Origin of the sequence: Cypionkella aquatica (assembly GCF_030161095.1) — a bacterium.
Taxonomy (GTDB): Bacteria; Pseudomonadota; Alphaproteobacteria; order Rhodobacterales; family Rhodobacteraceae; genus Cypionkella; species Cypionkella aquatica.
This window is the reverse complement of record NZ_BSPP01000004.1, coordinates 409,686-425,111: the sequence shown is the minus strand read 5'-3', so window position 1 is coordinate 425,111 and position 15,426 is coordinate 409,686. Positions and strand designations below refer to the sequence as shown.

The 15,426-nt window shown below is 60.6% G+C and carries 12 protein-coding genes; 4 read left to right on the top strand and 8 right to left on the bottom strand.

Going from position 1 to position 15,426, the window contains the following annotated elements; all coding sequences use genetic code 11:
- Nucleotides 1–32: 32 nt before the first annotated feature.
- The gene (locus tag QQJ98_RS05520) at nt 33–1,286 is read right to left on the bottom strand and encodes a DNA polymerase IV (protein ID WP_284324327.1); all 1,254 of its coding nucleotides are present in this window, start codon (nt 1,284–1,286) and stop codon (nt 33–35) included.
- 226 nt (nt 1,287–1,512) lie between these two features.
- Between QQJ98_RS05520 and QQJ98_RS05515 the strand changes: the two genes are divergently transcribed.
- Together QQJ98_RS05515 and QQJ98_RS05510 are read left to right on the top strand one after the other, a co-directional pair.
- Entirely contained in the window at nt 1,513–2,346 is an 834-nt protein-coding gene (locus tag QQJ98_RS05515; RefSeq protein ID WP_284324326.1) for an NAD-dependent epimerase/dehydratase family protein, read from the top strand.
- Nucleotides 2,343–2,951 carry a sugar transferase gene (locus QQJ98_RS05510; RefSeq protein ID WP_284324325.1) on the top strand — a complete coding sequence of 203 codons (609 nt, stop codon included), beginning with the start codon at nt 2,343–2,345 and terminating at the stop codon, nt 2,949–2,951. Before QQJ98_RS05515 ends, QQJ98_RS05510 begins: the two co-directional genes overlap by 4 nt.
- A 17-nt stretch (nt 2,952–2,968) precedes the next feature.
- On the opposite strand, the gene QQJ98_RS05505 is transcribed toward QQJ98_RS05510, so the two are convergent.
- Nucleotides 2,969–3,934: a capsular polysaccharide export protein, LipB/KpsS family gene (locus QQJ98_RS05505; protein WP_284324324.1), complete on the bottom strand. Its 966-nt coding sequence runs from the start codon at nt 3,932–3,934 to the stop codon at nt 2,969–2,971.
- A gap of 188 nt (nt 3,935–4,122) precedes the next feature.
- Between QQJ98_RS05505 and QQJ98_RS05500 the strand changes: the two genes are divergently transcribed.
- Complete coding sequence (locus QQJ98_RS05500) at nt 4,123–4,521, top strand: DUF1036 domain-containing protein (RefSeq protein WP_284324323.1); 399 nt, start codon at nt 4,123–4,125, stop codon at nt 4,519–4,521.
- 168 nt (nt 4,522–4,689) lie between these two features.
- Nucleotides 4,690–6,948, top strand: a complete 2,259-nt coding sequence (locus QQJ98_RS05495; RefSeq protein ID WP_284324322.1) for a peptidoglycan DD-metalloendopeptidase family protein — start codon at nt 4,690–4,692, stop codon at nt 6,946–6,948.
- A gap of 154 nt (nt 6,949–7,102) precedes the next feature.
- Here the strand turns inward: QQJ98_RS05495 and tssH are convergent, their stop codons facing one another.
- The 6 genes from tssH to tssC all read right to left on the bottom strand — a co-directional run bounded on the left by tssH (nt 7,103) and on the right by tssC (nt 15,390).
- The gene (tssH, locus tag QQJ98_RS05490; protein WP_284324321.1) at nt 7,103–9,736 is read right to left on the bottom strand and encodes a type VI secretion system ATPase TssH; all 2,634 of its coding nucleotides are present in this window, start codon (nt 9,734–9,736) and stop codon (nt 7,103–7,105) included.
- A gap of 30 nt (nt 9,737–9,766) precedes the next feature.
- Nucleotides 9,767–10,762 carry a type VI secretion system baseplate subunit TssG gene (tssG, locus tag QQJ98_RS05485; protein WP_284324320.1) on the bottom strand — a complete coding sequence of 332 codons (996 nt, stop codon included), beginning with the start codon at nt 10,760–10,762 and terminating at the stop codon, nt 9,767–9,769.
- A complete protein-coding gene (gene tssF / locus QQJ98_RS05480; RefSeq protein WP_284324319.1) occupies nt 10,759–12,696 on the bottom strand; it encodes a type VI secretion system baseplate subunit TssF in 1,938 nt (645 codons plus the stop codon). Before tssF ends, tssG begins: the two co-directional genes overlap by 4 nt.
- On the bottom strand, nt 12,693–13,247 hold the full coding sequence (gene tssE / locus QQJ98_RS05475) for a type VI secretion system baseplate subunit TssE (protein WP_284324318.1): 555 nt from the start codon (nt 13,245–13,247) through the stop codon (nt 12,693–12,695). Before tssE ends, tssF begins: the two co-directional genes overlap by 4 nt.
- A gap of 96 nt (nt 13,248–13,343) precedes the next feature.
- Nucleotides 13,344–13,844 (bottom strand): Hcp family type VI secretion system effector, encoded by a 501-nt coding sequence (locus QQJ98_RS05470; RefSeq protein WP_284324317.1) that lies wholly within the window; start codon nt 13,842–13,844, stop codon nt 13,344–13,346.
- 58 nt (nt 13,845–13,902) lie between these two features.
- Complete coding sequence (tssC, locus tag QQJ98_RS05465) at nt 13,903–15,390, bottom strand: type VI secretion system contractile sheath large subunit (protein ID WP_284324316.1); 1,488 nt, start codon at nt 15,388–15,390, stop codon at nt 13,903–13,905.
- Nucleotides 15,391–15,426: the final 36 nt, after the last annotated feature.

The following is a 15,426-nucleotide window of genomic DNA, read 5'->3' as shown; positions in this document are numbered from 1 at the left end:
AGATAAAAAAGGTCCCGAGTTGGGACCACCCGCTAGCGCAATGCCCGCCCCTTGATAATCGCCTCACGCCCAAACCGGGCGCGGATGGCATCGGTGGCCCGCTCGGCCGCCGCGCGTTTGCCCGCGTTGGGGTCCAGCAGGTCGGCAGACAAATCGGCCTCGGCCTCTGGGGCAAGATCGCTGATCCCCACCCCGATCAACCGATACGGCCCCTTGTCGCCCACCTGATCAAACAAAGCCCGCGCGGCGCGGTAGATGCGGTCGCCAAGTTGGGTCGGATCGGACAGGCTGTGCCGCCGGCTGATCAGCTGAAAATCCGACCGCTTCAGCTTCAGCGTCACCGTCCGCCCCGCCAAAGCCTTGGCCTTGGCCCGATCCGCCACCTGCTCGGCCAGCCGCCACAGATGCCCGTCCAGCAGATCGCCGTCCGAAGTGTCTTCAAAGAACGTGGTTTCCTTGCTGATCGACTTCAGCTTTTCATCGCGGTTCACCCGCCGCATGTCGATGCCGCGCGCCAGATGCCAAAGCCGATCCCCCATACTGCCAAACCGCGCCGTCAAATCAACGCGATCCCAGCGCAGCAGATCGCTGATCGTGCGAATCCCGGCCTTTTCCAGCGAAGCCTGCGCCGCCGTGCCAACCCCCCAGATGATCCGCACGGGCTTGGGCCGCAGAAACGACTCGGTCTCGGCGCGGCCAATCACCGAGAACCCGCGCGGCTTATCAAGGTCTGACGCGATCTTTGCCAGAAACTTGTTATGCGACAACCCGACCGAGCCTGACAGCCCAAGCTGATCCTCCATCTGTTTCAACAGCCGCGCCAGAACCACAGCCGCAGGCGCGCCATGCAGGCGCTCGGTGCCGGTCAGATCCAGAAACGCCTCATCAAGGCTCAGCGGTTCAATCGCTGGCGTCAGAACTTCCATCATCGCCCGGATCGCGCGCGAGGCCTCGACATAAACCGACATGCGCGGCTTCACCACCACCGCTTCGGGGCACAGTTTCAGCGCCTGAAACATCGGCATCGCTGACCGCACGCCATGGATGCGCGCCAGATAACAGCAGGTCGACACCACCCCCCGCGTGCCACCCCCCACAATCACCGCCTTGTCGCGCAGTTCGGGGTTGTCCCGCTTTTCGACCGAGGCATAAAACGCATCGCAATCCATATGGGCGATGCTCAACTGGTTCAACTCGGCATGAACAACCACGCGCGGAGAGCGGCAGCGCGGGCAGCGGGCTCCGGTTTCAAAGGCGGTCAGACAGTCACGGCACAAAGCAGGCATGGCGGGATTATGCGCTTGGGCAAGGCCAGTGTCTATCTGGTGGCACCGAGATTGCCACCAAGGTCGGATGCCCCCGGCGGTGATATTCTCGAACCGCGGATGATCGCGAACACGGGTCTTCGGATTTGCTCTTTTTGAAATACTCCCGCCGGAGGCATCCGGCAGTGCCACCCTCGCGCCATTTTGGAACTCTGGCTGTGGCTGCAAAATCTACTATAACGGGGCGATGACGGATCAGATCAATCAAACCTTGGTGGTGGGGGCAAGTGGCCGGGTCGGTCGGCTGCTGGCGCAGGCTTGGATGCGGTCGGGGTTGCAGCCGGTTTTGCAGCATCGCGGTGCGGGCTTGGCTGCGAAAGCGCCGCAACTGGAATGGCATCCGCTGGTTGGCGCACCACTGCCGTCGGGGCGCTTTACTGCGATGATTGTGTTGGCGGGGGCGGTGCGCGGTGATCTGGGCCTGAACGCGCAGCTGGCCGAGGCTTGTTTGCGCGCGGCGGTTGACGCGGGGATTGGGCAAGTGTTGCTGGCGTCTTCTTCGGCGGTTTATGGGGTGAATGGTGGGCTTCCCTGCCACGAGACGACCCGCTGTGCGCCAGTTAACGACTATGGCCGTGCCAAGCTGGCGGCAGAGATCATTGCCGATCAGTGGCGCGACCGTCTGCGCATCACAGCCTTGCGCATCGGTAATGTCGCGGGGGCGGATGCTTTGCTGGCCAATCTGCAGCCGGACCAGCCCACCAGCATCGACTGTTTTGCCGATGGCACCGGCCCGGTGCGCAGCTATATCGGTGCGGTGACGCTCGCCGATGTGCTGGCGAAACTGCTGGGGCAAGCGCTGCCGGGGGTGTTGAACATTGCCGCCCCACAGCCTGTCGCGATGGCCGATCTGGCCGATGCAGCTGGCGCCGCATGGTCCTATCAGCCTGCCCCCGCAGCCGCGCACCAGCGCATCACGTTGGACTGTGCGCGGCTTTCGCGGCACTACTCCTTCACCGAAAGCCAATCCGACGCCGCTGCGATGGTCGCGGAATGGCGCGCATGCAAAGGCCAGACATGACCCCGATGAAACGCTTTCTCGACGTATTGGCGGTGTTGGTGCTGGCGATCCCATTGCTGCCGTTGGGCTTGCTGACTGCGCTGGCCATCCTGATCCTTGATGGCCGCCCGGTGCTTTATTGGGCCGAGCGGATGAAGACGCCGACCCAAAGTTTCAAGCTGGCCAAGTTTCGCAGCATGACGGTGCGCGCGGCGGAATCCGGTGTCTCGGGCGGCGATAAGGCCAACCGCATCACCAAGACGGGGCGCTTTATCCGCCGCACCCGGCTGGACGAGTTGCCGCAGCTTTGGAACGTTCTGAAAGGCGACATCAGTTTTGTCGGCCCACGCCCGCCGTTGCGCGAATATGTCGAACGCTTCCCAGAGATCTACCGCGAGGTGCTGAAATCGCGGCCCGGCATCACTGGCCTTGCCACCATCGTCTATCACCGCCACGAAGAGCTGTTGCTTGCGCGCTGCAAGACCGCCGCCGAAACCGATGCCACCTATGCCCGCGCCTGTGTGCCGCGCAAAGCCAAGTTGGATCTGCTGTATCAACGCCGCCGCAATCTGCGGTTCGACTTTTACCTGATGTTGAAAACCGTGTTCAAACGCCTGCCGCTGTAACGCGCCCCACGCCGCAGCTAAGCCCGTGCCGCTGCGACTCTGGCCCATGCCAGATCAGCAAACTCTGGCTTGCCGGGTTCCAGCAACTGCTGCGCCAGAAACCAGAACAGGTATTTTTCATAATCAAACCCGGCCTGCGTCTGCACGGCAGAGTGTAAGGCCTGCACCAGCAGCGCGGGGCGTTTTGCGACCACCGTTGCGTGGTGGTAATCAGTTTCCGCGCAACTGATCACCGGTTTTTTCTGCATCAAGGCTTCAAACCCCGCTGCAGAGTTTTGCGTCACCACCATGCGCGACACTTGCGTCAGATCGTGAATGGACGCCGCCGAGATCACCAAATTGGCCATTTTGCGCGCAAAGGCCTGCACCATCGCCACCGTTTCCGGGCGCTGTGCCGGATGCAGCTTTACATAGACCCGCGCGCCATCAGCCTCGCGCGCCGTCAGTTTCAGCATCTTGGCGCTGTCGATGTGATGCACGGGGGTGGCGAAATGCTCTATATCCTGCAGGTAGAGCACAGCAAAGGCGGCTGGCATATCGGCGCGCGCTGCCTGCGGAAACTTCGACACGTTGCGCCGCAAGTTCCACCCCGTCACACCATTAAAGAAAGCCCGCGCAGCTTTGGCGTCAATCTGATCCGGCTTGAAGGGGCGGCGCAGCAAGGACGACGCCATATTGACGCCGACGGGATCAAGATACCAAAAGCCGCGCAGATAGCCCGGATGCGCGTGCAAAACCCCCGGCCGGATCGGCTGGCGCGGCCCGATCATGATATGCACATGCATTCTGTTTCGCAAAAGTTGCGCCGAACCCGCGCTGCCTGCTTGCACCAGACCTGTCGCCATAGCCTCGGCCTGTGCCTTGGCACCCAGTTTTTCAAAGAAATCAAACCGCCCCGCCGCGACATCTCCATGCCAGCTTTCCGCCGCATGGACGATCAGGCTGGGGCGATCAATGGCACTCTCGGGCAGAAAAGCTGGCATGGCACACTCGGTAAGGACGCGGGCAGCCTAACGCGGCCGCATCTGTCAAACCAGAGGCATCCGCCGCCCCAGCCACGCCAACACCGCAGCCATCCGCGCGGATGAAGCAGCCCGTTCGCAGCATCTGCAACAGCAAAACGCGCGGTTTGTTGCTTTGCGGTGCGCTGCAAGGCGGCTATGCTTGCCGCATGATCCGCGCTGTGCCCTTGCTGTTCGGCCTGTGCCTTGCCTCTCCGGCTTGGGCGGAATTTGCTGTCTGCAACCAAAGCTTTGACGTGGTGAATGTCGCCATTGGCCAAGATGTCGAGGGCGAGTTTCAGACCGAAGGCTGGTGGACCATCGGCCCCAACCAATGCGCCAATGTGATCAAGGAAGAGCTGAGCAGTCGCTACATCTATCTATATGCGCAGGATGTATTCGGTCAGCCGATCCTGAATGGCACCACGCAAATGTGCATCTCACCGCGCAAGTTTTCCATTCGCGGGATTTCGGAATGTTGGTCGCGTGGCGACATCTCTGCGGGGTTCATCGAAGTAGACACACTGAAGACTCAGCGCTGGACGTTGTTTTTGGCGGCAACGCCGTAGCGACGCTCTGCCCCTCCGCCTGCGGTCCCACCCGGCGGAGATCTGCGCACAAAGGATGACGTTTTCAGGCAAGTTTTAGGGAACACCAGCCGCTAGCCAGTTGAGGCTTGCTGCGTTAGTCTTGCGGGATTGTTGGCAGAATTTCAGCGCGTTCCCGGCAAGGTTGGCATGGATATCGACCCCCGTTTCAAGGCGGCCCGCGACAGGGCAACGCAGCGGCGGCGCAATGCTGTGGCGGTGCCTGTGGTGCTGTGGCTTGCGGGGATTGTGGCGGTTTGCGGCGTTGCAGTTGCGCTGTATCTGGGCGGCGTGGTGACGGTTGGCACACCGGATAATCCGCTGGAGGTGGCGGATGATGCAGCACCTTCGGCCTATGTCTCGGCCTTTGTTGATCTCGCGGGCGATCCGATGGTGTTGCGCTTTGATGCGGGGGCTGCGCAGAAAACCAAGCTGCTGTTGCGCCCGATCGACATACCCGCAGACCGCGCCGGGGATGAGCTGTCGCTTTTGTCCGATGATCTGATCACCGGCGAGGAAAAGCTGATCACCACTTTGCCGTCAAGCCGCGAGGATTTCGCCTATTTTCAAGCCCAGCGAAGCGCCCCCGCCGCCCTGCCAAAGCCCCAAGCCCCATCCGAGCAGCCCGCCGAAACCGTGGTGGTGGCGGATGGCGATGCCAGCTGGGGCGAGAATATGGATGGCAGCAGCGCACCCGAAACCTATGTCAAAACCCGGATTGAAAACACCACCAGCGTCAATTTCATCCTGCCCGAGGGCCAGCGCAAGCCGCCCTATCAGGATACGTTTCTGCGCCTGAAAGACACCACCGATCTCACCGCATTGATGGTGGAACACGGGATGGAGGCTGCGGCTGCCAAGCGGTTTACAGAAAGTGCGGCGGTTCTGGTGCCGGAATTTGCCAGCCTAGGGCCGGGGAAAATCCTCGCGATGCGGGCGGCCAATCGCAGCGGGGCGATGGTTCCGGTGCAGGCCTCACTTTACACCAAGACCGATTATTTCGGCTCGGTCGCGGTGAATGATGCGGGCGCGGTGGTTGGGTCGGCGGACCCGTGGGTGGAGGAAGATCTGTTCAGCTTTGCCGGCGATCAGGTGGCAGCAGATGTCGATACGTCTCGCAAATACCGGATGCTGGATGCGTTCTATTCCGCCGCAATCCGCAATGGCGTGCCATCGGCGGTGGTGGCTGAAACCATCGTGATGATGAGCCAAGCTTTTGATATGGATAGCTTTGCTGCCCCCGGCGACAAGATGACCCTGCTGTATTCCAAAGACCCCGGCACGGGTGGTTCTGGCCCCGGTCAGGTGCTCTATGCCGCGATCAGGGGCGAGGGCAAGGTGCTGGAATGTCATGTCTACAAGCCCGCCGGCAAAGATGAGTTTACCTGTTTCGGCCCCGGCACATCAGGCGGTGGCGGGGCTGCGGGCGGCGGGGTTTCGCTGCGTGCGGGCTTTGTGACGCCTGCCAAGGGGGTGCTGACCTCGCGCTTTGGCCCCCGGATGCATCCGATTCTGAAGGTGCTAAAGCTGCACAAGGGCACCGATTGGGCCGCTCCGATTGGCACGCCGGTGGTGGCGGCGTTTGGCGGCACGATCTTGGTCGCGGGCGACGGCGGCAGCTATGGCAACCTGATCAAAATCACCCATCCCGGCAATCTCGAGACCCGCTACGCACATCTTTCCGCTTTTGCCGATGGCATCAAATCGGGCGTTGCGGTCACGGCAGGGCAGTTGATCGGCTATATCGGCACCACTGGCCAATCCACCGGCCCACATCTGCATTTCGAGCTTTATGAGAACGGCACAGCAGTGGACCCGCTTGCGGCGGGGGCTGCGGTGGTAGCCGAAGGCGGCGGTTCGGCGGTGGAAATCTTGGTCGATCAAATCATCCATGTTGAATCCGGCGGCAATGCCAGCGCGAAGAATCCGTTGTCCAGTGCCACGGGTCTGGGGCAGTTCATTGAAAGCACATGGATCAGGATGATGGGGCAATATCGCCCCGACCTGGCCTCGACCATGACCCGCGCCGATCTGCTTGCCTTGCGCAACGACCCCACGATCAGCCGCGAAATGGTCACCGCACTGGCGCGTGAAGGCGAAAGCTATCTGCGCGCGCGCGGCCATGACATCACGGCGGGGCGGCTGTATCTGTGCCATTTCCTGGGGGCCGAGGGCGCGAACATGGTGCTGAAAGCGCAGGATGACCAGCTGGTCGGTGATGTGATGGGTGCAGGTGTGATCAAGGCCAACCCATTCCTCGCCGGGCGCACCATCGCCTATGTCAAAGAATGGGCCGAGTTGAAGATGGGGCGCAAGGGTGGCGGCAGCCTTCCCGCCGTCGCCGCCACCCCGCCCGAAGTGCTGGCCTATCAGAAGATCATCGCGGGGATTTTGGGCACGCCGATCTGACGTTGGCTGGCTTGAAAACCATCCCTCTTACCCGATGCTGTATAGGCGGTGGCCAAAACCACCACCTATATAATTTTGTCCCAGCTGGGACAGTTTTCATCGCTTAGTCCGGCATCCAGCAGCCGCCGCAAAATGCCTGCAAGCTGCGCCAGATTCACCCGAAATCGTAGCCGATCGCGCCGTCTTTCATCACGATTTCCACCGTCTTGATCGGCGTCTGCGACACCATCCGCGACAGAACCTCACGGCTTAGGTCGGGCAGAATGGTGTTGGTGATGATGTTGTCCACCATGCGGCCACCCGAATCCGGGTCTTTGCACTGATCGACCAGATAGCTCATCACCTCGGGCGAGACTGTCATCACAGCGCCGTGGTTTTCCTTCATCCGCCGCACGATGGCTTTCAGCTTCAGCTTGACGATGCCCGACAGCACTTCGGCAGACAGCGGGAAATACGGGATCGTCACGATGCGGCCCAGCAGGGCAGGCGGGAAGACGCGGGTCAGGTAAGGCTTCATCGCCTCGGTCAGATCCTCGACCGCGGGCTTGGTTTCGCCCTTTTCCGCCATATCCATGATCACTTCGGTGCCGACATTGCTGGTCAACAGGATCAGCGTGTTTTTGAAGTTGATCGGGCGGCCCGAGCCATCCTCCATGATGCCCTTGTCGAACACCTGAAAGAACAACTCATGCACATCGGAATGCGCCTTTTCGATCTCATCCAGCAGCACCACCGAGTGCGGTTTACGCCGCACCGCTTCGGTCAGCCGCCCACCCTCGCCATAGCCGACATAGCCGGGGGGCGCGCCTTTCAGCAGGCTGACGGTATGCGCTTCCTGAAACTCGCTCATGTTGATGGTGATGATGTTCTGCTCACCGCCATAGACCGCCTCGGCCAAGGCCAGCGCAGTTTCGGTTTTCCCCACACCGGAAGGCCCGCAGAGCATGAACACCCCAATCGGCTTGTTCGGATTCGACAGCTTGGCGGATGAGGTTTCAATCCGCTTGGCGATCATCTCCAGCCCGTGATCCTGCCCGATCACGCGCTCTTTCAACCGATCCCCCAAAGTCAGGATCATCTGCAATTCATCCGACACCATGCGGCCCGCCGGAATCCCGGTCCAATCCGAGATGATAGAGGCCACCGATTGCGCATCGACATGGGCGTAAACCATGCGGTCGTCCGGCTTGGTTTCCTCCAGCCCGGTCATCTTGCCTGCCAGTTCACCGCGCAGGGTGGCCGTGTCAGCACCGTCTTCGGTCAGCGAGGCGCGCAGGGCCAAGATTTCATCAACCTTGGCCTTCTCGCCGGTATACATAGCCTCGGTCACCGCCAATTCGGCCTCGGCCGCCGCCTGTTCGCCCTGCGCTTCGGTGATGCGTTCCTCGTTCACCTCGCCCAGATCGCGCTGGGCTTCCTTGGCGGCGATTTCAGATGCCAGGGCCTGAATCTTCACCCGCAAATCCTGCACCTTGGCAGGCGTGGTCGATTGGCTGATCGCCACCCGCGCGCAGGCGGTATCCAGCAGCGAAACCGCCTTGTCGGGCAGTTGGCGTGACGGGATATAGCGGGCGGATAGGTTCACAGCCGCCACCACAGCCTCATCCGAGATCCGCACCCCGTGGTGCTTTTCCATCGGCGCGAGGATGCCGCGCAGCATGTAGCAGGCGCGGTCGGTCGACGGTTCGTCAATGGTGATCGGCTGAAAGCGCCGGGTCATCGCCGGGTCTTTCTCGAAATACTTGGCGTATTCCATCCATGTCGTCGCCCCCACCGTGCGCAAAGTCCCGCGCGCAAGGGCAGGCTTCAAAAGGTTCGCCGCATCGCCAGTGCCAGCCGCCCCGCCCGCGCCCATCAATGTGTGAATCTCGTCAATGAACAGGATGATCGGCACCGGCGATCCCTGCACCTCGTCAATCACTGACCGCAGGCGCTGCTCAAACTCGCCCTTCATGCTGGCCCCGGCCTGCATCAGCCCCAGATCGAGCATGTAAAGCTTGTTGCCCTGCAATTTCGGCGGCACATCGCCCGCAGCCAGCCGCTGCGCGAAACCTTCCACAACGGCGGTTTTGCCCACCCCAGCCTCACCGGTCAGGATCGGGTTGTTCTGCCGACGCCGCAGCAGAATGTCGATGATCTGCCGGATTTCTTCATCGCGGCCCACAATCGGGTCCATCTTGCCGGATGCCGCCACCGCCGTCATATCCACCGCGAAACGGTCGAGCGCGGTGGTGCCGGTTTGCCCGCCCGCCGCAGCAGCCCCGGCCTGTGCCCGGCCAATCCCGGTGCCATCCATCGGGCGCATGTCCTCCTCATCAGAGTCCTTCCACGCCCCCCGCGCCTCGTTCACCAGCGTATCGGGGTTGATGTCGCCGAACACTTTCGACATCTGCACCAGCTTGGCCCGCGCCTCTTTATCCTTCAGCGCCGCAACCAGAATATGCCCGGTCCTGATCTGCGCCTCGCCAAACAGCAAGGTGGCATAGCGCCAGCCGTGATCCATCACCGTCGTCATCGACTCGGAAACTGACGGCATTTCGGTGGCACTTTTGCGGAAACTGTCGATCACCAAGGCCAGATCTTTCTCCAGCTTGGCACGGTCCAGTTTGAAATGGTTCAGCGTCGCCGAGATGTCCGATTTCGGGTTTTGCACGATGTGGAACAGCCAATGCGACAGTTCCACGTTGCGGTTGCCCTCATTCTTGGCGTGGCGCAGTGATTGCAAAAACGCATCATACCCCACCCGGTTCAGCTTTCCGGCGACGGTTTCAAGGCTAATATCGGCCATGGTGTTTCCCTTCAAATCAGTTTTCAAATGTCAGGCGGTGCGGCGGTCCGAGGCGAAAACGGCGTCGGATCGGTAGGTTCCGGGCGGGGAGTCGGGTGGCGCGATCCACCCCGTCCACCCCAAAGCGCCACCCTTGCCCAAGGCGACGCCCTTGATCTGATCGGCGGGCAGGGACGGTGCGATTTCCACCTCTGTCTCATGCCCCAAGTAACTGAACAGCAATTCGGTCAGGCGTTGAAAGCTGGACCCACCCGGCAGAAAACTTTGATACTGCGGCAGGCTTTCGGTTTTCACCGCCACCCGGATTTTCTCATTCACCGATTGCACGCGGCTGCCCAAACGACAATCGCGCCCAAGTCCCGAATTTGCCGCCCCAAGCCGGGTCAAATCCGAAGGTTCAAACCCCAGCCAGACCGGAATATTCTCTTCAATCTCTACCGTCACGCCGCACAGGGTCTCTAGAATCTGCCGCAGCCGGACCGGGCTTTTCACCCGCGCCATCGCGATGCCGACCAAGGGCAGCCGCGCCATATCCGGCACCGTGCCACGGCCCTGCAAGGCGGGCGAGGCAAGGCCCACGGGCGCGCCGACATAGCCCTGAAAGCGATCATCGCCGGGGTGATCATATTGCGTGATGCCGCGCGCATCCGACCAAGCCCGGAAAAACAACTGTTGAAAGCGGTTGGTGAACAGATCGGCAAGGCGCACAAACGCCTCATCCTTGAACATATACCACTGCTGCACTTCTGCCGTGGTGTTCATCGGCAGGGCACCCTGCGGGCCAAAATAGCCAAGGAAGTTCGAGCGCACCCGCAGCTTGCCCTCGGCGTTTTCTGTCACCTGACTGACGTTGCGATCCGGGAAGGCCTGAAACGGTTCCTGCCCCAGCCGCACGACTTCCTGCGCCATGGTCTGATTGCGCCCGATACGCGGTTGCGCGGGCTTGCCACGCTCCACCTCGCGCAGCAGCGCCAGAAACCCAAAGCTGGCCGGATCGGCTTTCAGATCATCGCGGCGCGCGCTCATAGCAGCGGTCCTTGGCCCGTGCGCGGCGGGAATGTCTTGATTGCGCCGCGTTGATCAGAAGTCAGCACCACTTGGGTAAAGCTGTTCACGCTGGCATATTCGGCGAAAAACCGATCCAGCACCGCACCCAGCAGATAGACGCCCGAGCCTTCAAACGCCCGCTCATCAAACCGCAGAGTCACTTGAGTGCCGCGCGCGGCATGATAGCCGCCAGCGCGCTGGATGGTGCGGGTGACAGGGCGACTTGTCACCGATTTCAGGCCCTGCAACTGCCGCTCGGTCACTTGTGAAGACACATCGGTGAACAGCATCAGCAATTCACGCAACGCCGCCGCCTCATCCCGGCTGCCGCGATTATCAAGGCCAAGAAAATTCAGCGACAGGAAAGAGATCAGCCGCCAATGCACCGGGCCAGCCTTGGCGCGATGCGGTGCCGACTGATCCAGTTCCAGCATCGATTCGCGCGGATTGGTCGGCCCAGCCACACAGCGCAAAGGCACGGCGGTGTCGTCGTTCAATCGGAAATCCGCACCACCTTGGGCAATCGGCAGATATTGCGGCAGGTGGCGGTTGGAACACAGCAGCTTGATCTGCAACCGCTTGACCCGCTCGGCACTATCCAGATGCCCCGGCTCGTAGATCGAGATGAAACTTTCGGTGCCGGTATAGCCCTGCACTTGGCCAAAGCGTTTTTCCTTGGCCGTCAACCGCCGCGGGCGCTGCTTGGCAGTGTAATACAACGCCTCTCGCGGGGCCATCACATCGGCGGGCATGCCATAAAGCGGATGCACCGGGATCTTGGTTTTCACCCCGGCGTAATAGGCGAACACCTCGGTGATCCGATGCACTTCGTAATGCGAGGCAGGGCTGGAATCCGCGCTGACAAGGTACTCGTGCCGCAAAGTGTCCAGTTTGACCTGCGCGCAGTTTTCCTCGAACAGGTTGATCGCAGGGGCTGCAAACAGGCGGAAATTCTCGGCTGTGATGCGGGCGGGCAGGTTCGGGCGCACGGCGTTCATCTCGATCATCAGATCAAAACTGGCGGCCGGGATGCGTGGCAGAACCTTGCGCAGACCTTGCAGGCGAAAGCCCAGAAACTTCTGCGGAAACAGAAAAAACTCGCGCAGCAGGGTAAAGCCCCGAAACACCCGAGTATCTTCGGGAAAGATCGCTTCCGCATCGTCAAAGCCAATCTGATCCAGCCAGCCGGGTTCCAGCCGCAGAAAAACCGGATCGCCGCGCGCATCGAGATAGCGGATGGTGGCGCGGATTGTGTTGGTGAACAGATGCTCATAGACCGAGATTTGTTCGCCCAGATCACCGGTCAGATAAATGGGCAACGTGTCGGCCTGAATGGCAGCGACAGGCTTGCCGGGTTTATCCTTTTGCGCGGCAGACACCGGGCGCAGGAAAGACAGGATCAACCCGCCCGCCGTATCAGCGCCCACATCCAGCCCCAAGGCCTGAAACCCGGTCGGCCCCGCCACAAACCGCGCCGTGTTCAGCCGCAGCGGCCACAGGGTAAGCGGCGCAGACAGCCGGAAGCGGCAGGAAATTCGTTGGTCACGATCAACATAGCGCGCATCGAGGTAGCTGCCGGGGGCAAAATTCTTGCCTTTCTCCAACTCGTCCTCGGCATAGTTCGGATCAGCCTGCGCAAGGATCGCCGAGGGCGTCGGGGCCATGAAATTTGGCAGCAACTGATCCAGCAATTCGCTGGTGAAGGTCTCAAACTCTGAGTCGAGCTTAAGTTGCACGCGGGCGGCCATGAATGCCGCACCTTCCAGCAAACCCGCCACAGCCGGATCAAGGTTGTCTTGCGTCAGCCCGCCCAAACGCTCGGCAATGCCGGGGAAATCTTCAGCAAATTCCTTGGCGCCTTCATACAGCAGCGCCAATTCGCGGTTATACGCCTCAAGAAACGCCCGGTTCATCCACGCACCACAAGGTTTGACAGCGCGACTTTGCCAGCGCCTGTGTCAATCTCGGCGACAAATTCAAGCGGCACATCCACTGGGCGGGCGGCCATTTCGGCGGTGATATCGAAAGATATGCGCTGGGCGGCGTCTGCTTCGGGGCGACGCATCTTCACCACCAAAGATTCCGCGATCAGGCGCGGCTCGTGCGCCAGCAAAGCCTCTCGCAGATCGCGCGCGACTTGGCTGTTGCGGTGATCGTCCACGGTCAGCCGCGACATATCTGGGATGCCGTAATTCAAGATTGATTTCTTTACATAATCAAGGTTGTCCAAAGGCACGGACGCCTGCAGATGCACGGTCGCCATGAGATTGCCAAGATCAATCGCCAGATGGTCCCGCAGCGTCGCCTGACCTGCGCCTTCACGACGCTCGATACTGCGCGCCGACAGCACACGTCCATCGGCATCCGTCATCATGCCATCGCGCGCCTGAGAGTCGCGTTCGCGCGAGGCTTGGCGGAACACGTTCATCAATGAGACTTGGAAAATGCCGTCACGCTCTGCCATCGGGCGACTTTCTTAAGATCAGGTCGCCTGCGGAGCGGTGGGTCAAGCGGTGATCGAAGGGAAAGGCCGGGTACTGGTCGCGCCCGGCCCTTGAACTCAGGAACCTTTGTTGGTGGCGAGATCGTATTTCTTCTCGGTCTTGGCGCCCTGACCACCCTGCGCCGTCTGCTGCCAGTAGGTCAGCGTCAGCTCGCGGAAGTTGAACGAGAACTGCTCGTTGATCAAAGCACCTTGGCCGCCGCCCGAGCCGGTCTGATACGACGACACCAGCACGTCTTTCATGACGAACTGGAAATACACCATCGCCTTGTCGCCGGTGGCTTTGCGCACGAATAGCGTCGCGTCGGGAATGTGTTTACCCGTAGCGCAAGCGATCATCAGATCGGGCGAGGCTTTGCAGATCAGCTTGGTGAAATGCATGTCCTGCACCACCGAACGCCCAGCACCCGCGCCCGCGCCCGAACCGGCGCTGAACGTGCCCTGTTGCGTCACACCCCAGCTGTAGCTGTCGATGTTCAAATGCTCTTTGAATTGATCGTCGGTGGATTCACCGTTGATGCCACTGCCAACTTTCAGAAAAATGTCTGTTCCGGCCATTTCATACTCTCCTTTGAATGAACTTTAGCTGCCTCGGACCTACGCCCGAGACCGCGACTTATTTGCTGGACGGCAGCTTGGACACCAGGCTCATCCCGATATCCATGCCTTCCAGCTGGTAGTGCGGACGAAGGAAAAATCTGCCGACGTAGTAGCCGGGGTTTTCTTCATCCGCGATCACTTCCACTTTGGCTGCAGCCAAAGGCATCAAGGCCTTTTCGCGTTCCGAAGCGGTTGCGGGGTTGCCGTGAACATACTGGTTGATCCAGTTTTGCAGCTCTTTTTCCAGCTGCGCCTGTTCGCGGTTTGAACCGACCATATCGCGCACCATGCACTTCAGATAATGGCTGAAGCGCGAAATCGCGAAGATATAGGGGATGCGCGAAGACAGATTGTCCGAGGCCGTGGCCTCTTCGTTCTGATATTTCTTCGGTCGGTACAGCGATTGCGCGCCCAAGAATGCGGCGCGGTCGGTGTTCTTGCGGTGGATCAAGGGCATGATCCCCGATTTGGAAAGCTCGCCCTCGCGGCGGTCGCTGATCGCAAATTCGGTCGGGCATTTCATATCGGTGGAGCCATCGCCGGTATCGAAATTATGCACCGGCAGGCTGGAGATTTCCCCGCCCGACGTGACGCCACGGATCTGCACGGTCCAGCCGTATTCCTTGTGCGCGCGGTTGATGTTGACCGCCATCGCATGGGCCGCGTTCATCCAGGCATATTGCTTGCCTTCGTGACCGTCGGTGGTTTCTTCAAAGTTGAACTCTTCCACCGGCTCGCCATTTTGGCCGTAAGGCGCGCGCGCCAGCACCCGCGGCATCGCCAAGGCGATGTAGCGCGAGTTTTCCGAATCGCGCAGCGAGTTCCAGCCCGCATAATCGGGCGTATCAAAGACCGTGGACAGATCGCGCGGATTGCCAAGCTCGTTCCAGCTGTCCATCCCCATCAGGGTTGGCGCGGGCGAGGTGATGAAGGGCGCGTGTGCAGCGGCGGCAATCTTGCCCAGATCGCGCAGCAAACGCACATCAGAGGACGAATGATCAAAGGCATAATCGCCAACCAGCGCACCAAAGGGCTGGCCGCCAAGCTGACCAAATTCAGCCTCGTAGATCTTTTTGAACAATGGGCTTTGATCCCATTTTGCGCCCGGATAGCTGCGCAGTTCCTTGTCCAGCTCGGCCTTGCCAATGTTCATCACTTGCAGCTTCAGCGTGGCATCGGATTCGGTGTTGTTCACCGTGTAAGCCAAGCCGCGCCATGCACTTTCCAGTTTTTGATATTCTGGATTGTGGATGATCTCATTGACCTGCTGCGAAAGCTTTTCGTCGATCTTGGCCAGCATCTTGTCGATGGTATCAAGGATGTCGTCGGTGATGACCGAGCCATCCGCCAGTGCTTCGCGGACCAGAGTGTTGACTGCGGTTTCCACTTCACGCGCGGCGACATCGCTGCGCGGTTTGAAGTTTTGCTTCAGGATGGCCGAAAATTCGTCCAGCTCGTGAAGGGCGCCACCGGCTCCGCCGTCTTGTTGCAGTTCAGTTGCCATGTCGATGTCCTAAAAATGTCTTGCGGAATATGCGGC